At 72.4% G+C, this 17450-nt stretch carries 15 protein-coding genes; 7 read left to right on the forward strand and 8 right to left on the reverse strand.

The window, feature by feature from the left end:
* The first annotated feature begins 91 nt into the window (after window positions 1-91).
* Window positions 92-979: a LysR substrate-binding domain-containing protein gene (locus ABZ840_RS02900; protein ID WP_361552164.1), complete on the forward strand. Its 888-nt coding sequence runs from the start codon at window positions 92-94 to the stop codon at window positions 977-979.
* Window positions 980-987: 8 nt separating this feature from the next.
* On the opposite strand, the gene ABZ840_RS02905 is transcribed toward ABZ840_RS02900, so the two are convergent.
* On the reverse strand, window positions 988-2112 hold the full coding sequence (locus tag ABZ840_RS02905; RefSeq protein WP_361552414.1) for a histidine kinase: 1125 nt from the start codon (window positions 2110-2112) through the stop codon (window positions 988-990).
* Window positions 2113-2162: 50 nt separating this feature from the next.
* On the reverse strand, window positions 2163-2828 hold the full coding sequence (locus ABZ840_RS02910) for a response regulator transcription factor (RefSeq protein WP_361552167.1): 666 nt from the start codon (window positions 2826-2828) through the stop codon (window positions 2163-2165).
* A 541-nt stretch (window positions 2829-3369) separates the two neighbouring features.
* On the opposite strand from ABZ840_RS02910, the gene ABZ840_RS02915 reads away from it, so the two are divergent.
* On the forward strand, window positions 3370-5877 hold the full coding sequence (locus ABZ840_RS02915) for a Pls/PosA family non-ribosomal peptide synthetase (RefSeq protein WP_361552170.1): 2508 nt from the start codon (window positions 3370-3372) through the stop codon (window positions 5875-5877).
* A gap of 117 nt (window positions 5878-5994) precedes the next feature.
* Here the strand turns inward: ABZ840_RS02915 and ABZ840_RS02920 are convergent, their stop codons facing one another.
* Window positions 5995-7191 (reverse strand): serine hydrolase domain-containing protein, encoded by a 1197-nt coding sequence (locus tag ABZ840_RS02920; protein WP_361552417.1) that lies wholly within the window; start codon window positions 7189-7191, stop codon window positions 5995-5997.
* Window positions 7192-7238: 47 nt separating this feature from the next.
* On the reverse strand, window positions 7239-8033 hold the full coding sequence (locus ABZ840_RS02925) for an FCD domain-containing protein (RefSeq protein WP_361552173.1): 795 nt from the start codon (window positions 8031-8033) through the stop codon (window positions 7239-7241).
* 116 nt (window positions 8034-8149) lie between these two features.
* Between ABZ840_RS02925 and ABZ840_RS02930 the strand changes: the two genes are divergently transcribed.
* The 4 genes from ABZ840_RS02930 (at window position 8150) to ABZ840_RS02945 (ending at window position 11595) form a co-directional block, all read left to right on the forward strand.
* Window positions 8150-9034 (forward strand): carbon-nitrogen hydrolase family protein, encoded by an 885-nt coding sequence (locus tag ABZ840_RS02930; RefSeq protein WP_361552176.1) that lies wholly within the window; start codon window positions 8150-8152, stop codon window positions 9032-9034.
* A 72-nt stretch (window positions 9035-9106) separates the two neighbouring features.
* Window positions 9107-10468, forward strand: coding sequence for an APC family permease (locus ABZ840_RS02935; protein WP_361552179.1), 1362 nt, complete (start codon window positions 9107-9109; stop codon window positions 10466-10468).
* 24 nt (window positions 10469-10492) lie between these two features.
* Window positions 10493-11107 carry a GNAT family N-acetyltransferase gene (locus ABZ840_RS02940; protein WP_361552182.1) on the forward strand — a complete coding sequence of 205 codons (615 nt, stop codon included), beginning with the start codon at window positions 10493-10495 and terminating at the stop codon, window positions 11105-11107.
* Between the two features lie 5 nt (window positions 11108-11112).
* Window positions 11113-11595, forward strand: a complete 483-nt coding sequence (locus ABZ840_RS02945; protein WP_361552185.1) for a hypothetical protein — start codon at window positions 11113-11115, stop codon at window positions 11593-11595.
* A gap of 51 nt (window positions 11596-11646) precedes the next feature.
* Here ABZ840_RS02945 and ABZ840_RS02950 read toward each other — a convergent pair whose 3' ends face one another.
* The 4 genes from ABZ840_RS02950 to ABZ840_RS02965 form a co-directional block, all read right to left on the reverse strand.
* Complete coding sequence (locus ABZ840_RS02950) at window positions 11647-14070, reverse strand: MFS transporter (protein ID WP_361552188.1); 2424 nt, start codon at window positions 14068-14070, stop codon at window positions 11647-11649.
* Window positions 14071-14222: 152 nt separating this feature from the next.
* Window positions 14223-14852 (reverse strand): TetR/AcrR family transcriptional regulator, encoded by a 630-nt coding sequence (locus tag ABZ840_RS02955; protein WP_361552191.1) that lies wholly within the window; start codon window positions 14850-14852, stop codon window positions 14223-14225.
* 254 nt (window positions 14853-15106) lie between these two features.
* Window positions 15107-15775: a 4'-phosphopantetheinyl transferase superfamily protein gene (locus tag ABZ840_RS02960; RefSeq protein ID WP_361552194.1), complete on the reverse strand. Its 669-nt coding sequence runs from the start codon at window positions 15773-15775 to the stop codon at window positions 15107-15109.
* Window positions 15772-16626, reverse strand: coding sequence for a metallophosphoesterase (locus tag ABZ840_RS02965; RefSeq protein ID WP_361552420.1), 855 nt, complete (start codon window positions 16624-16626; stop codon window positions 15772-15774). Before ABZ840_RS02965 ends, ABZ840_RS02960 begins: the two co-directional genes overlap by 4 nt.
* Before the next feature lie 267 nt (window positions 16627-16893).
* Between ABZ840_RS02965 and ABZ840_RS02970 the strand changes: the two genes are divergently transcribed.
* On the forward strand, window positions 16894-17409 hold the full coding sequence (locus ABZ840_RS02970) for a DoxX family protein (protein ID WP_361552197.1): 516 nt from the start codon (window positions 16894-16896) through the stop codon (window positions 17407-17409).
* Window positions 17410-17450: the final 41 nt, after the last annotated feature.

Genomic DNA, 17450 nt, shown 5'->3' on the forward strand with positions numbered 1-17450 from the left:
CTTCACTCTCGTCCGGCGGCGATGAGAAGTCCAAGAGATGATGAGTATGCCGATCAGAAGCAGTGGTTATGGAGGGCTAGACTGCGCGGTCATGGAGCTTCATCAGTTGCAGTACTTCGTCGCCGTGGCCGAGGAGCGGAACTTCACCCGGGCCGCGGAGCGGCTGCACGTCGCCCAGCCCGGGGTGAGCGCGCAGATCCGGCGGCTGGAGCGGGAGCTGGGCCAGGAGCTGCTGGACCGCTCGGGGCGCGCGGTGCGGCTCACCGAGGTGGGGGCGGCCGTCCTGCCGTACGCGCGGGCGGCGCTCGCGGCGGTGGACGGGGCCCGGGCGGCCGTCGACGAGCTGACCGGGCTGCTGCGCGGGCATGTCGCCGTGGGGACGGTGACCTCGCACCACGTCGATCTCCCCGGGCTGCTGGCGGAGTTCCACGAAGCCCACCCCGCGGTCGACATCACGCTGTCCGAAGCCACGTCGGACGCGCTCATGGAGGACCTGCGGACGGGCCGGCTGGACGCGGCGATCGTCAGCGTGGGGAGCGACACCCCGGCCGGCCTGGAGATCATCGTGGTGGACGACCAGCCGCTCGTCGCGGCGGTCGGTCCGGACCACGAACTGGCCGTGCACTCCGTCATCTCGCTCGACACCCTGCGCGGCCGCCCGCTGATCAGCCTGCCGCGCGGCACAGGCCTGCGCACCCGGCTCGACGAGGCCTGTGCGGCGGCGGGTTTCAGGCCGGAGATCGCCTTCGAGGCGAGCAAGCCCGAGGTCCTCGCCCAGCTCGCCGCACGCGGACTGGGGACCGCGATCCTCCCGGGCGTCGCCGCCGAGGCGTCGGCCGACCGGCTGCGGACGGTCAGGATCGATCCGCCCGCGCTGCGCGGGCGCCTGGTGTTCGCCTGGCGGGCCGACGGGCCGCGCAGCCCGGCCGCGCGCGCCCTGATCGACCGGGCCCGCGCCATGCTGCACGACGCACCGTAGCCGGCCGCTCAGCGCTGCCCGCCGGCGCCCGGCCGGCCCTCGGCCGGCAGCTCCAGGTGGAGCCGGTAGCCGCCCTCGTCCGTGGGGCCGGCGGTGACGGTGCCGCCGAGGAGTTCGGCCCGCTGGCGCAGGCCGACCAGGCCGTGGGACGCGCTGGGCAGCGGCAGCGCCGGGCGGGTGGGTGCCGTGTTGGTGACGACGGCGTGCAGGGTGCCGCCCTCCGAGTAAATGCGAACGGTCGCGGTGGCGCCCGGGGCGTGCTTGCGCACGTTGGTCAGGGCTTCCTGGACGGTGCGGTAGACGGCCCGCTGGACGGTCGGCGGCAGCCCCTCGGGCAGGTCGGTCTTCAGCTCCGCCTCGATGCCGCTGCAGCTCACCAGGCGCTGGAGGTCGGCGAGGGAGGGCTGCGGGGTCAGTTCGGTCGGCCGGCTGCCGGAGGCGCGCAACACGCTGACCATGTGCCGCAGTTCTTCCAGGGTCTGCACGCTGAGCCGCCGGATGGTGGCCGCCGCCTCCTTCACCGCCGGGTCGCGGGTGCCGACCTGGAGCGCCCCGGCCCGTACGGCGATCAGGCTGACCTGGTGGGAGACCACGTCGTGCATCTCCCGGGCGAGCTGGGCGCGTTCCTTGGCGAGGACGGTCTGCGAGAGCAGCAGCCGTTCGTGGTCGCGTGCCTCGGAGATCTCGGCGAGCCGCACCGACAGGTCCCGGCGGGCCTGGACGAGCTGGCCGAGGAAGACGGGCGCCGCGGCCATCGCCAGCTTGTACCCGACGTGGATCAGGGTCGAGGTGTCCTGGTAGTCGTCGTACTCCGGATACGGCCAGGGCACGACGTGGCCCGCCACGACCGTCAGGGCGCAGATGGCGAGCAGTACGCGGCGGTGGGTCAGGGAGGCGAAGGTGTACAGCGCCGCCAGCGAGGCGTACTTGGCGTCCGCGATGACGAGCGCCGGCAGGGTGAGCAGGAAGGTGGTGAGCGGCAGGCGGCGGCGCAGCGCGAGGGAGAAGGCGGCGAGCAGGGAGAAGGCGGTGCCCCACGGGTCGTCCGGTTCGTAGTGGGCCCAGGCGTCCAGCAGGACGGCGACGATGAGGGCGGTGTCCAGCAGCAGCACCGGTGGCCGGCGGGACTTCAGCCGGCCCAGCGGGCGGCCGGATCTGAATCTCGGCTGTGCTTCCCGGCTCGTCATGTGGCCTCCCCGGCCCGCGGGGTTCTGAGCAGCCCCGCGCGTTCGGCGAGCAGAGCGGCCTGGACCCGGCTGCCCACCTCCAGTTTGGTGAGGATGGTGCTCACGTGGTCCTTGACCGTCCCAGTGCTCAGGTGCATCCGCGTCCCGATGTCGGCGTTGGACAGTCCGTCCGCGACGAGCCGGAGCACGGCGCGTTCGCGGTCGGTCAGCCGGGCCACGCCGCGCACGGCGGGCTCGTCGGGTCCGCTGTCCAGGAAGCCGTTGACGACCGTGCGGGTGACGGTGGCGGACAGGACGACCCCACCGGCCGCCAACGTACGTATCAGGTGCGGGAGTTGTTCGGGATCGGTGTCCTTGAGGAGGAAGCCGTCGGCGCCGGAGCGCAGCGCGGCCGCCACGTACTCGTCGGTGTCGAAGGTGGTGAGCATCGCCACCACCGGCGGCTGCCGCAGACTGCGGAGGTCGGCCAGGACGGTGAGCCCGTCCACGTCCGGCATCCGGATGTCGAGCAGCACGACGTCCGGCCGTAACTCCCGTACGGACCGGACCGCCTGGCCCCCGGGGACCGCCGCCACGACCTCGATGTCGTCGGCCGCGCCGAGGATGTGCTGGAAGCCCGTACGGATCAGGGCCTCGTCGTCGACCACCAGTACCCGGATCACGCGTGCTCCACTCGCCTCGGGACACCGCCCGATGTGTACCACGTTGAACTGCGGCTTCCGGGTGCCCGCGGCTGGTTCCCGCCATGCGGCGGGGCGGCTCCCGCCGGTCGGCGGGGGCGGCCCGGCCGAACGGCGGAACGGCTCCGGCCGCCCGGCGGGGCGGCTCCGGAAACTTGGCGGATCGGTTGAATCCCGTCCGTTTTGAAGACTGTGGGCCGTGACGACGCACAGCGCACTGCCGCAGGTGTCATCGGGCATGTACCCGGCCGGGCGGGTCCCCAGACCCGCCGCGCGGCCGGTGGTGTCCCGGTGACAGCCACCGTTCGGGAGCGGCGGTCCTGACGGACGCGTGCCGCCGCCGTCGGCGCACGGCGGTTCCGGTACGCGGCCCTCCCCGCCGCCCCGTCCTTCTCCTCCGGCCCCGGGGGCTTCCCCCACCGCACCCCCGGACCCCGAGGCCCGGCCCCCCGACCCGCGGGCGAGTGGACGCCTCCACTCCGCCCTCGCCCGCCCGCTCGATCGTTACTCTCAAGGAGTTCATGTGGTGGGAAAGAACGCTCAGGTCACGGCTACCGACCTGGCGGAACCGTCAACCGCCCCACGCGAGCCGTCCGTCGCCACGACGGCCGGCACCGAAAGTCTCCTCGCCGACGTGCTGGCCGCCGTCGTCCACGTCGAGCACGTACCGCTCGACAGCCACTTCTTCGACGACCTCAGCGCCGACTCGCTGCTGATGGCGCAATTCTGCGCCCGACTCAGGAAGCGCGACGACCTGCCGACGGTGTCCATGAAGGACATCTACCGGTACCCGACGATCCGCAGCCTGGCCGCGGCCTTCGACGCCCCGGCGCCCGCACCCGCCGTTCCGGACGTGGTGGTGGCCGACGTGCCGGCCCCGCCGGAGCCGGCCACGCCGAGCACCGCACGCTATGTCATGTGCGGCGCCCTGCAGTTGCTGCTGTTCCTGGGCTACGCCTACGTCACCGCCCTCGTGCTCGCCCTCGGCTACGACTGGATCGCGGCCGGCTCGGGACTGCTCGACGGCTATGTGCGCACGGTCCTGTTCGGCGGTGCGGTCTTCCTCGGCATGTGTGTCCTGCCGATCCTGGCCAAGTGGCTGCTCATCGGCCGGTGGAAGCCACAGCGGATCCGCATCTGGAGCCTGGCATACGTACGGTTCTGGCTGGTCAGGACGTTGATTCAGCTCAACCCGCTGGTGCTGTTCGCCGGTTCGCCGCTGTACGTGCTCTACCTCAAGGCACTGGGCGCGCACATCGGCCGCCGGGTCACGATTCTCTCCAAGCACGTGCCCGTCTGCACCGACCTGCTGACCGTCGGCGACAACACGGTCATCCGCAAGGAAGCCTTCCTCACGTGCTACCGGGCCGAATCGGGCTGGATCCGCACCGGTCCCGTGACCCTCGGCAAGGACGTGTACATCAGCGAGAGCACGGTGCTGGACATCGACGTCTCGATGGGCGACGGGGCGCAGCTCGGCCACGCCTCGTCGCTGCACGCCGGGCAGGCCGTGCCCGCGGGGGAACGCCGGCACGGCACTCCCGGGCAGCCGACGGACACGGACTACCGGCGGACCGGCCCCGCCCGGTGCACCACGGCGAGCCGGGTCTCCTACAGCCTGGCCCAGCTGCTGACCGCGCTGCTCGTCTACGTGCCGCTGATGCTGAGCGGCGCCGACCTGCTGGTCTCGCAGGTGCCGCAGCTGAAATCGGTGCTGAGCACGGAGCCGCTGACCTTCACGAGCTGGGTGTTCTACCGTGACGCGCTGGCCGCGTCCTTCGTGCTCTTCTTCGGTTCGCTGCTCTTCGGGCTCCTCTTCGTGACCACCGTTCCCCGGCTGCTGCACCTCTTCCTGAAGCCGGACAAGGTCTATCCGCTGTACGGCTTCCACTACTCGGTGCACCGGGCCATCGCGCGCCTGACCAACAGCAAGGTCTTCATGCGGCTCGCGGGCGACAGCTCCCTCGTCGTCCACTACCTGCGCGGCATCGGGTACGACCTGTCGCAGGTGGAGCAGACCGGCTCGAACTTCGGCACCGACGTCAAGCACGAGAACCCGTACCTGAGCACCATCGGCACCGGCACGATGGTCGCCGACGGCCTGTCGGTCATCAACGCGGACTACTCCAGTACGTCCTTCCGCGTCACGCGGGTGGCGATCGGCCCGCACAACTTCCTCGGTAATCAGGTGGCCTACCCCGCCGGGGGCCGGACGGGCGACAACTGCCTGCTCGCGACCAAGGTCATGGTCCCGATCGACGGGGAGGTGCGGGAGGGCGTGGGGCTCCTGGGCTCCCCCAGCTTCGAGATCCCGCGGTCTGTCGAGCGCGACGCCACCTTCGACCACCTGCGGAGCGGCGCGGAGCTGCGTCAGCAGCTCGCCCGCAAGAACCGGCACAACGCCGTCACACTGGCCTCGTTCCTGTTCGCCCGGTGGATCCACCTCTTCGGCGTACTGCTGCTGGCGGGTGCGGCCGCGGGTCTCTACGCGTCGGTGGGCGCGCTGGCGTTCGCCGCGGCCACCGTCCTCACCCTGGTGTTCACGCTCGGGTTCACCGCGCTCGCCGAGCGCGCCTCGACCCGGTTCCGGCCGCAGAGCCCGCGCTTCTGCTCCATCTACCACCCGCACTTCTGGCAGCACGAACGGTTCTGGAAGCACCAGGCGATGGAGCCGCGGCTGCTGAACGGCACCCCGTTCAAGGGCCTGTTCTGGCGGCTGCTGGGGGTCCGGCTCGGGCGGCGGCTCTTCGACGACGGCGCCCGGATGCCCGAGCGGACGCTCGTCACCATCGGCGACGACTGCACGCTCAACATCAGCAGCGTCATCCAGTGCCACTCCCAGGAGGACGGCACGTTCAAGTCCGACCGCTCCACGCTCGGGAACGGCTGCACCCTGGGGACCGGCACCCTCGTCCACTACGGCGTGACCGTGGGCGACGGCGCGGTGCTGGGACCCGACTCCTTCCTCATGAAGGGCGAGGAAGTGCCGCCGCACGCCCGCTGGGCCGGTAACCCGGCGCGCGAGATGTGACGGAACGCGGGGCGGCGGACCCGCCCCGGTCATGACCGGCTGCCGCCCGGCAGCGGAACGCGCCGGACCAGGCGCGCACCGCCGCCGGGCGGCGTCGTCAGCAGCAGGCAGCCGCCGCTACTCCTTCCCGCTCAGCGGCGGGGCCGCGTACACCGCCTCGACGAGCTGGAGGTTGCGGGTGTCGCCGCCGGTCGTGCTGCCGCCGAAGCGGTTCATCGTGTACGCGTAGGAGAGCCGGTTCTCCGGGTCGGCGAAGGCCAGCGAGCCGCCCGCGCCGCCGTGGCCGAAGGAGTCGCGGTTGGGGCCGAAGTAGCCGTAGGAGTTGAGCATGTACCCGGCCGCCCAGGCGAACGGCAACCGCTCCGGCGCGGCGGCGCTGAGCACCAGGTCCTGCTCGTCGTCGCGGCTCTGCTGCGCACGCATCGCCGCCAGGGTGCCGGGGCCGACCAGGTCGCCGGTGGCGAGGGCGCGGTAGACCGTGGCCAGGCCGTGCGCGGTGGCGTTGCCGTTGGCGGCGGGGATCTCGGCGCTGCGGCAGCGGGCGCTGTTCACATCGCCGATCGGCAGGTGCCCCATGGCCACGGCCACGCCGGCCAGGGGGTGCGCGTCCAGCGACGTGAAGGGCCCTTCGGGCATGCCGGGGAACACCTGCCGCAGGCTGCCGCCCGCGCCGGAAGTGATCAGCTCGGCGCAGCGGGCGTGCTCGGATTCGGGCGTGCCGATGAACAGGTCGGCGCCGAGCGGTTCGGTGATCTCGGTACGCAGGAACGCGCCGAGCGAGGCGCCGGTGATCCGGCGGACGACCTCGCCGACCAGGAAGCCGAAGCTGACGGCGTGGTAGCCCTGTGCGGTGCCCGGCTGCCACCACGGTTCGGTGGCGGCCAGTACGGCGCAGGTCTTCTCCCAGTCGTAGACGTCGTCGGGGGCCAGCGGCTCGCGCGGGGCGATCAGGCCCGCGCGGTGGGAGAGCAGCCAGCGCACCGGGACCTCGGCCTTGCCCGCCTGCGCGAACTCCGGCCAGTAGCGGGCGACGGGCGCGTCGAGGTCGAGTTCGCCGCGGTCGGCCAGCAGGTGCGCGCAGAGCGCGGTCATACCCTTGCTGGTGGAGTAGACGTTGACCAGGGTGTCGCGCTCCCACGGGCGGCTGCGGGCGGCGTCGGCGTACCCGCCCCACAGGTCCACCACGAACTCACCGTCGCGCGTCACCGCGAGCGAGGCGCCGACCTCGCCGCGCTCGGCGAAGTTGCGCGCGAACTCGGCGCGGACGTTCTCGAACCCGGGGGCGCAGTGGCCCTGCACGACTGCTGTCACGATCCCTCGCTTCACACCGACCAATAGTTGCCTTCGGCAACGTAACTCGGTCAGGAACCCCCCAACAAGTGCATGAACATGCTCTCGTGCAGGGTCTGTACGTGGCGCCGGGCGACCTCCGCCGCGGCGGCCGGATCGGCCCGGCGCACCGCCTCGACCAGGGCCCGGTGCTCCGCGTTGGACTCGCGCAGGTGCGCCAGCGGATAGGGCAGGTAGTAGCGGTACAGCTCCTTCAGCGCGAGCCCGTACGGCTCGGCCACCGAGGGCAGGCCCGTGGCGGCCGCGACGGCGAGATGGAACCGCTCGTCCCAGCGGTGGAATTCGGCCCAGCTCGCGGCCTGCTCCATCTCCTCCACCAGCCGCTCCAGCTCACGCCCTGCCGCCTCGTCCGGGGCACGGACGGCCGCGAGGTGGGCGATGCCGCATTCGAGGACGAGCCGGCGGTCGATCAGGGCGTGGACGTCGGGCGCGGCGGCCCGGTAGGACTCCACGGCGGCGACCGCGCCGCGGGGCGGGCGCTCGGCCACCAGGGTGCCGCCGGTGCGTCCCCGGCGGCGTTCCAGGATGCCGTCCCGGCACAGGGCCACCAGGGCGCGGCGGACGGTGATCTCGGAGGCGTCCAGCGCCTCGGCGATCCGGTCGGTGGCCGGCAGCCGCTCGCCGGGCTTGAGGAGCCCCAGGTCGACCGCGAGGGCGATGCGGGCGCGTACGGCGTCGAGCGCCGACAGCCGCCGGATGCCGGCCAGCGGTGGCGCGGTCAGGGCGTCGGGCGCCGGGGGTATCGGTGGGCCCGCCGCGGCCGGCGGCGCGTCGGGCATGGAGCGGGACGAGGAGGAGCCGACCATGGAGGCACCGTAACCAAAAAACTGCTCATCTTGAACACTCTTGTTTAAGTGATCAATGTGCTCTATTTTCTCGACGACCCGAACACCACGTTCCGCTACCGAAGCAGGTGACCGTCATGTCCCGTCCGCTGCCCGTCGCACTCGCCCAGGCGCCGCCCCGCCCCGCCGAGGCACCCCTGTCCGGTTTCGCCGAGGATGTCCAGGAACTGCTGGCGAAGTTCCCGCAGACGCGGCTGGTCGCCCACCCCGAGCTGCACCTCTGCGGAGTGGCCGGGTCCGGTGAGGAGAGCGAAGCACGGCTCCAGGACGCCGCCGAGCCGCTGGACGGCCCGCGGGCCAAGGCCCTCACCGAGCTTGCCGGCGACCTCGGCATCTGGCTGCTGCCCGGCACCGTGTGCGAACGGGGCCCCGGCGGCGAGCTGTTCAACACCGCCCTGGCCTTCTCGCCCGAAGGCCGGCTGGCCGCCTCGTACCGCAAGGTCTTCCCCTGGCGCCCGTACGAGCCGTACGCGTCCGGGGACCGCTTCGTCGTCGCGGACCTGGGAGAGGCGGGCCGGGTCGGGTTCGCGATCTGTTACGACGCCTGGTTCCCCGAGGTGGCGCGGCAGCTGGCGTGGATGGGCGCCGAGGTCATCGTGAACCCCGTCATGACGACCACCGCCGACCGGGCGCAGGAGCTGGTGCTCGCGCGCGCCAACGCCATCGTGAACCAGGTGTACGTGCTCAGCGTGAACACGGCGGGGCCGGAGGGCACCGGCCGGAGCCTGATCGTCGACCCGGAGGGCCGGGTCCGCACCGAAGCGGCGGACTCCGCGTCCACCGTCCTCACCGACGTACTCGACCTCGACGACGTCGAGCGGGTCCGCACGTACGGGACGGCGGGCCTCAGCCGCATGTGGGAGCAGTTCGGAGAGCGGGACGCGGCCATCGAACTGCCGCTGTACGACGGCCGGATCGACCCCCGCACCTGGCGCCCCGGCCCGCACCGCGCCCGTCCCTGACTCCGGGCCCCGCTCCGACTCCGGGCCCGCCCGGCCCCCGCACCCTCGTCACCACCACTCTGGAGCACCACCGTGACCGAGCAAGCCCCCGCGCTTCGCCGGACCCTGTCCCTCAAGGGCGTCGTCGCCTTCGGCCTCGCCTACATGGCCCCGCTGATCGTGCTCGGCACGTTCGGTGTCGTCGCCGGTGAGACCGACGGCTCCGTACCCACCGCGTATCTGCTCGCGATGTTCGCGATGATCTTCACGGCGCACAGCTACGGCAAGATGGCAGCCCGCCACCCCGTCGCCGGCTCCGCCTACACCTACGTACGGCGCGCCATCGACTCCAGGGCCGGCTTCCTCGTCGGCTGGGCGACCCTGCTGGACTACTTCTTCCTGCCGATGGTCATCTGGCTGATCGGCGCCGCCTACCTCAAGGCCGAGTTCCCCGGCGTCCCTTCCTGGGTGTGGATCCTCGCGTTCATCGCCCTCACCACCACGCTGAACATCTGCGGCATCCGCACCGCCGAGCGCGCCAACGACCTCCTCATGGCCTTCCAGATCCTGGTCATCGGCTTCTTCGCGGTCCTCTCCCTGCTGCACGTCTTCCACCAGGGCGGTACCGGGGCCCTGTTCAGCGCCACGCCCTTCGTCAACGACGCGACCACGGTGACCGGCATCTCCGCGGGCGCGGCCGTCGCCGCGTACTCCTTCCTCGGCTTCGACGCGGTCACCACCCTCACCGAGGAGGCGGTCGATCCGAAGCGCACCATCCCGCGCGCCATCCTCCTCACCGCCCTCATCGGCGGCGGCATCTTCGTCTTCCTCGCCTACACCACGCAGCTCGTGCACCCCGGCGCGACGTTCGACGAGCCCGACTCGGCGGCCTTCGAGATCGCGAAGACCATCGCGGGCGACCTCTTCGCCTCCGTCTTCCTCGCCGGCCTCGTCGTCGCCCAGTTCGCCTCCGGCATCGCCGCCCAGGCCAGCGCCTCGCGCCTGCTGTACGCCATGGGGCGCGACGGCGTCCTCCCGCGCCGCCTCTTCGGCTACCTCCACCCCCGGCTCCGCACCCCTGCCCTCAACATCGCCCTCACCGGCCTGATCGGCCTCATCGCCCTCCGGCTGAGCGTCACTACCTCCACCTCGTTCATCAACTTCGGCGCCTTCACCGCCTTCACACTGGTCAACATCAGCGTCATCGCGACGTATCTGCGCGAGCGGCACGCCGGTACCCGGCTCCACCCGGTCACCTACCTGGCGTTCCCGGCCATCGGCGCCGCGGTCGACCTCTGGCTGCTCAGCCGGCTGGACGGCAAGGCCCTCACCCTCGGCCTGGTCTGGCTTGCCGTCGGCATCTGCTACCTCGCGTACCTCACCCGCCTGTTCCGCATCCCGCCGCCCGAAATGAGCTTCACGGAGGAACCGGCGGAACCGGGCACCACCGGCTGATCATGACCGGGCAGAATGTGCGGCATGCCGAACACACGTACCCCTAGGGCCGCTACCGCCGACGACGCACCGTCGATCAGCCGGTCGCTGGCCCGGGCCTTCGACGACGACCCGTTGATGTCCTGGCTGCTCCCCGACGCCGCCACCCGCGGCGAACGGCTCGGGCGGTACTTCACCACCCTCTTCCGCCGTCAGTACGAGCCCTACGCCCGGTGCGAACTCACCGAATCGGCGGCCGCGTTCTGGGTCCCACCGGAATCCCGTGACAAGGCCGTACCGGACGCCGACACGGTGCGGCAGCTGGTGGACATCCTCGGCGGCCGGGCCCCGCTGCTGCGCGACGTCGTGGAACAGGTCGCCGCACACACGCCCCCGGAACCGCACTGGTATCTCGCGGTGATCGGCGCCGACCCCCTGGTCCGCGGACAGGGCCACGGCGCCGCCCTGCTCCGCTCCGGCCTCGCCCGCGCCGACGCCGCGGGCCTCCCCGTCCACCTGGAGTCCTCCAAGCCGGACAACATCCCCTTCTACACACACTTCGGCTTCACCGTCACCACCGAACTCCACCCCCACCCCGACGGCCCACCCCTGTGGCCCATGCGGCGCCCGGCACGCGGGGACACGGACGGGGAGCGATAGCCGCCGTGGCCCGCCTGCGGCGCGCGAACGCGCGGAAGGTGTACGTCACCTACGGCAGCTGGTGCGTGCAGGACGCCTACGAGTGCGCGGACCCCGTCTACCCGGACGAGGGCAACGGCCGGCCCGGCGACATCACGTACGGCGCGGGCTTCCTGACCGAGTACACGGGACGCTTCGACGTGGCCAGCGCGGGACACACCCACACCGCGGCGGTAACCGTCGAACAGTGGGACGCCGCTCCCCCACCGGACACCCGGCGACGCTGGGACGAGCGGAGCGAGGTGACGTTCGCCTCGGCGTCCGGCGAGGCCGCGTTCTGGTCGGACGGCTGCGCCCCCGGGGTGAAGCTGCTGTCACCGGGAGTCCGGCGGGTACGGGCCTACTGTGCCGGGCGGGACACGGTGGCGCGGCTCTCCCGGGAGGTGGGCCCGGTGGACGACGTCGAGGTGTATCTGCTGCAGTTCTGGCCCGTCGAGCAGTCGGGATGACGAAGAGGGCGGCATCCAGTGGGATGCCGCCCTCCATCGGTTATCTCTGGGTCACTCCCCGTGGGTCAGGGTGATGTCGAAGCCGTCGTGGCCGTCGGCCGTGACGGTCAGGGGGGTGGCGACCGGGGGGTAGCCGCTGGCGACGACCGTGTATTCGCCGCCGGACAGGTCGGCGAACGCGTACGCGCCGTCCGGGCCCGTCGTGCGGACCGCCACCACGTTGCCCGCGGGGTCCAGCAGCGAGACGCGTGCGTCGTCCAGCGGGGTGCCGGTGCGGTTGTGCACCGTGCCGCGGAGGGTGGCCGCCTGCTGGAGCACGGCGTCCTGGCGGGTCGGTACGCCGCCGGAGACCTCGACCATGCCGGCGTACGGCTGGAAGCCCTCCGCGCTGGCCGTCAGGGTGTAGACCCCCGGCACCAGCGAGGGCAGCCGGTAGCCGCCGTCCGCGCCGGAGGCGGCCGACTCGATGACGTCGCCGCGCTCGTCGGTGGCCACGACCAGGGCTCCCGCCACCGGCGCCGTGCCACTGCGCACCGTGCCCTCCAGGCCGCCGGTGCCGGCCAGCATCAGGTCGAACGCGACCGGCTCCTCGCCGACGGCCAGGGTGGCGACCCGCGGCTGGTGCCCGGCGGCGGCGCCGACCAGTACGTAGCTGCCGGCGGCCGGGGTGGCCAGTGCGTACTGGCCGTCGCCATCGGCCGTGGCGCGGCCGAGCTGACGGCCGCCCGGGTCGATCAGCGTGACGGCGGCGTGCGGCACCGGGCCGCCGGCCGCGTCCAGGACCCGGCCGTGCACGGCGGGGCCGGACGGCGTCGCGGTGGCCGCGGTCACCGGGGTCGGTGCCGTCTCCGCGCCGGGCGCCGCGCCGGCGCCGGTCACCGGGAGTTCGGCCGTGGCCGTGGGGTCGGCGCCTTCGGACGGGTCGTACGGCGCACCGTGCCGGCCGTGGCCGTGGTGTTCGGCCTCGACGGGGACGGCCGGGCCGTGGTCGGCGACGGCCTTGCCCCGGCGGTACAGCAGCAGCGTGACGACCAGGCCGGCGGCGAAGAACGCGGCGGCCCACCAGTACGCGACGTCGTAGCTGTGCAGCGCGGCCTCGGCCTGGTTGAGCTTGGTCGGCTTGCGGTCGGCGAGGTAGTTCGTGACGGCGCTGGCGGCCATCGTGTTGAACAGCGCGGTGCCGATCGAGCCGCCGACCTGCTGCATGGTGTTGACCGTCGCGGAGGCGACGCCCTGGTCGTTGGGGGCCACGCCGAGGGTGGCCAGGCTCATGGCGGGCGGCATGACCATGCCGAGCCCGAGGCCCATCACCAGCAGCGGCGGCAGCACATGCGCGGCGTAGGTGCTGTCCAGGTCCAGCCGCGTGAGCCAGACCATGCCGGCGCCCGCGAAGAGCATGCCCAGTGGCACGATCGGCTTGGGGCCGATCTTCGGCACCAGGATGTTCATGGACAGCTGCGCCATCACCATCAGCATGCCGACCATGGGCAGGAACGCGAGACCGGTCTTGACCGGGGTGTAGGCGAGCGTCTGCTGGAGGTAGTAGGTCAGGAACAGGAAGACCCCGAACATGCCCGCGCCCGAGATGAACACGGATATGAAGGACGCGGCACGGTTGCGGTCACCCAGGACACGCAGCGGCAGCAGCGGGTGTCCGGCACGCGTCTCCCAGAGCACGAAGGCCAGCAGCAGCACACCGCCGCCCGCGAGGAAGGCCCAGCACATCCAGTGGCTCCAGGCGTGCGTCTCGGCGTTGGAGAAGCCGAAGACGATGCCGAAGAGGCCGGCCGCCACGAGGAGCGTGCCGAACAGGTCCAGCCGGGGCCGGGTGGTCGGTGCGGGACGGCGGATGAAGACCAGCGCGCCGATGACCGCGACGACGGCGATGACGAGGTTGACGTACAGCGTCCAGCGCCAGTCCAGGTGCTCGGTCAGGACGCCGCCGAGCAGCAGTCCGATCGCGCCGCCGGAACCGGCGATCGCACCGAAGATGCCGAACGCCTTGGCGCGTTCCTTGGCGTCCGTGAAGGTCGTCGTCAGCAGGGACAGTGCCGAGGGCGCGAGGAGCGCGCCGAACAGGCCCTGCAGCGCGCGGCCGACGACCAGCATCGAGAAGCCGTTCGCGGCGCCGGCCAGCGCGGAGGAGCCCGCGAAGCCGATCAGGCCGATCAGCAGCGTCGTCTTCCGGCCGAAGAGGTCGGCGAGCCGGCCGCCGAGCAGCAGCAGGGAGCCGAAGGCGAGGGAGTAGGCGGTGACGACCCACTGCCGGCCGTCGTTGTTGAAGCCCAGGTCCTGCTGGGCGGACGGGAGGGCGATGTTCACGATGGTGGCATCCAGCACCACCATGAGCTGGGCGAGGCCGATGACGGCCAGCACCCACCAGCGGTGGGGTGCGTGCCCCGTCGCCCGGCCGTCGGACGGCGCTTCCGCCGGCTGTCCCGCGTCGGCACGTTCATCGACAGGGGTGGATGTCATACGGAGTCCTTTGGATCTTCCGGGGTCCGGTACTCCTCTTCCGGAGTCCCCAGGGGGTGGTTCTCGTGCGTACTGCCCGGCGTCCGGTCCGGGCCGCTGTGGTCCGTGCTGCCGGTCCGGGCTCGTGGTCCGGCTCCGGGCCCGGGCCGGATTCAGGTCCGCAGCAGGGCGGGCAGCACCACGGCGTCCAGGTACCCCGTGAGGTACGCGGTGTCCGCCGGGCGCTGTTCGATCATCGGGCGCGCGAAGACGGCGCCGGACAACGCGTGCGGGAAGAAGGGGATCGCGGGGCAGCCGGGATCGACCTCGCCGCGGGCGACCGCCCGGTCGAGCATCGCCTGCATCACCTCCAGTTCGGGTTCGATCAGGGCCGTGCGCATGGCCTCGGCCAGCTCCGCGTCCTTGTGCACGGCATGGGTGATGCCGCGCATCAGCTCGATGTCCTTCTTGGTCTCCCCGATGCGCCGGGCGAGCTCGTGCACGTCGCCGCGGAGCGAGCCGGTGTCCAGGTCCTCCAGCGAGAAGGGCCGCATGTGCCGCAGCGCGGCGGACACCAGCCGGGGTTTGCCGTGCCAGCGCCGGTACAGCGTGGCTTTGCTGCACCGGGAACGCGCGGCGACGGCGTCCAGGGTGAGGCTCTCGTACCCGACCTCGCGCACCAGGTCGAGGACGGCCGCGTACAGCTCGCTCTCGCGCTCCGGCGAGAGCCGGGTCCGGCGGGTCGCCCCTTCGCCGCTGTGACGCGGCGCGGGGGTGGCCGACGGCGGAGTGGAGACGGACATGGGCACCTGTTCGTTCGGGGCGTGTGTGCCTGCTCCCGGGCGTGCGGCCTTCGGGACGAGCGGCGGGGCAGAGCGGATCGAAACGGTTTCGTACTCTTACCCTCTTCGAGCGTACGCCCGGCCCCGAGCGAAACGCAAACGTTTCGTTATGCTCCCCCGCACACCCTCCCCCTCCAGGCTGCGCCCGCCCCTCCCGCCCCGCATCCCCGCACGTGACGGGCGCCGCGGGGCGCTCAGGTACGGCTGCGGGGCGCTCAGGTACGGCTCGCCGGCATCACCACGGACGTCGTCACCAGCCCCGACTCGATCAGCCAGCGGCCGGTGAATCCGGTGAGCTCCCGGCCCTCGACCACCGGCCCCGGGACGAGGAGCCGGGCGGTGAAGGTGGCGTCCGTCGGGTCCAGGGTGATCCGCGCGTCCTCGAAGCCCAGCCAGCGGCGGGCGAGCGGATACCAGGCCTTGAAGACGCTCTCCTTCGCGCTGAACAGCAGCCGGTCCCAGCACACCTCGGGGACCAGCGCGGTCAGCCGGGCGACCTCGGCCCGCTCCCCGGGGAGGGCGATCAGCTCCAGCACACCCGGGTCGGACACCGGCGCGTGCGGCTCCGCGTCCAGGCCGAGCGTCAGCACGTCGGTGGCGCGGGCGACCGCGGCGGCACGGTAGCCGTCGCAGTGGGTCAGCGCCCCCACGACACCGTCCGGCCACTGCGGCGCACGGTCGGCACCCGGCAGCAGGGGCGCCGGCGGGAATCCCAGCCGCCCGAGCGCCTCGCGGGCGCAGCCGCGTACGGTGCCGAACTCCAGCTGTCGCTTCGGTACGGCCTGGTCCACCAGCGCCCATTCCTCGGGGAACATCTCCGAGACCGGCGCGTCGTGGAAGGTCTCTGCGGTGACCACGGGCGCCGGCAGCAGCTTGTCGATCACGCGGGGCTCCCGCTGGGCGCGGCGGCCGGTGCGGTCACGGGCGGGAGGATCTGGACGGGCCGCCCCTGGGGGCCGGACCGCTGCCGCCACTCCCTGGGGTAGCCGAGGGACACCTCCTGGTGGGGCACGCCGTCCCACATCACCAGCCGGGGGATGTGCAGATGGCCGTGGACGACCGTGGTGGCGCGGAAGCGGCGCGGCCAGTCCGCCGTCGCCTCCGTACCGCACCACAGCGCGAACTCCGGGTACCGCAGCGGCCGGACCGGCTCGCGGACGAGCGGGAAGTGGTTGACCAGGACGGTGGGCAGGTCCTCCGGGACGGCGGCGAGCCGGGCCTCGGTGACCGCCAGCCGGGCCCGGCACCACGCGTCCCGCGTCGGGTACGGGTCGGGGTGCAGGAAGAACTCGTCGGTGCAGACGACGCCCGCCTTCTCGGCCACGGCGAGCGCCGCTTCCTTGGTGGCCGTCCCCGCCGGGCGGAAGGTGTAGTCGTAGAGCAGGAACAGGGGCGCGATCACGACCGGGCCACCCGCGCCCTCCCACACGGGATACGGGTCCTCGGGGGTGACGACGCCCAGCTCCCGGCAGATGCCGACCAGATGCTCGTAGCGCGCGACGCCGCGGAGCTGCACCGGGTCGTCGCCCGGCGTCCACAGCTCGTGGTTGCCCGGCACCCAGACGACCTTGGCGAAGCGCTCGACGAGCCGTTCCAGGGCCCAGCGGATGTCCGCGACGTACTCGCCGAGGTCCCCGGCGACCAGCAGCCAGTCGTCGGCCGACTCCGGTTCCAGCCGTTCGACGATGTCGCGGTTCTCCGCGTACCGGACGTGCAGGTCGCTGACGGCCACCACCCGGCCGGCCCGGTCGTCCCGGGGTGGTCCGGGCTGCGGGTGGACGGTCCGGGCGCCGCCGGGGAGGGTACGGATCTCATAGGTCACGACTGAAGTAAAGACCGTGCCGGGCGAAGAGTGAAGGGCCCGCCGGCCCCACCCCACGGCCCCGGCCCCCCTACGGTGTGCGGCGGGCGTCCGCAACCGTACGGTCCACGATGTGGCCCATCCGAGCGGCGAGGACCGCGGCGAGGGATGAGGACCGACCGAAGGGGGCACTCGTGGGCCATGCTGCTACTGCGACTTCTCGCCCGGCCCATGCTGGCCTCGACCTACGTCATCCAGGGCTACCAGACCTTCCGCAACCCCGAGCCCCTCGTCCCGGCCGCCGAGCCGGTGGTCCAGCCGATCGCCCGGCGCGTGCCCGGTCTGCCGCAGGAGACCGAACAGCTCGTCAAGCTCAGCGGCGGTGTCCAGCTGGTCGCCGGTTCGCTGCTCTCGATCGGTCGGCTGCCGCGGCTGTCCGCGCTGGCGATCGCCGCCACCCTGGTGCCGACGACGCTCGCCGGGCACCGGTTCTGGGAGGCCGAGGACGAACAGACGCGCACTCAGGAGCGCATCCAGTTCCTCAAGAACCTCTCGATGCTCGGCGGGCTGCTGATCGCCGGTGCCGACACCCACGGCAAGCCGTCACTCGCCTGGCAGGGGCGGCACGCGGCGCAACAGGCACGCCGCGAGGCGGCCCTGCGGGCCCGTACGGCCCGCAGGACGCACAAGATCAGCAGTCGGCTCCCGGTCGGCTGACCGCACCGGGACGCCGTTCGGTACGGACGCGCGTCCCGGCG

Origin of the sequence: Streptomyces sp. NPDC047117 (assembly GCF_040643545.1) — a bacterium.
GTDB lineage: Bacteria > Actinomycetota > Actinomycetes > Streptomycetales > Streptomycetaceae > Streptomyces.

Coding starts and splice junctions, on each gene's coding strand:
- ABZ840_RS02955 (WP_361552191.1), bottom strand. CDS start 14,852: ATGTCCGTCTCCACTCCGCCGTCGGCCACCCCCGCGCCGCGTCACAGC.
- ABZ840_RS02970 (WP_361552197.1), top strand. CDS start 16,894: ATGCTGCTACTGCGACTTCTCGCCCGGCCCATGCTGGCCTCGACCTAC.
- ABZ840_RS02940 (WP_361552182.1), top strand. CDS start 10,493: ATGCCGAACACACGTACCCCTAGGGCCGCTACCGCCGACGACGCACCG.
- ABZ840_RS02900 (WP_361552164.1), top strand. CDS start 92: ATGGAGCTTCATCAGTTGCAGTACTTCGTCGCCGTGGCCGAGGAGCGG.
- ABZ840_RS02930 (WP_361552176.1), top strand. CDS start 8,150: ATGTCCCGTCCGCTGCCCGTCGCACTCGCCCAGGCGCCGCCCCGCCCC.
- ABZ840_RS02950 (WP_361552188.1), bottom strand. CDS start 14,070: ATGACATCCACCCCTGTCGATGAACGTGCCGACGCGGGACAGCCGGCG.
- ABZ840_RS02925 (WP_361552173.1), bottom strand. CDS start 8,033: ATGGTCGGCTCCTCCTCGTCCCGCTCCATGCCCGACGCGCCGCCGGCC.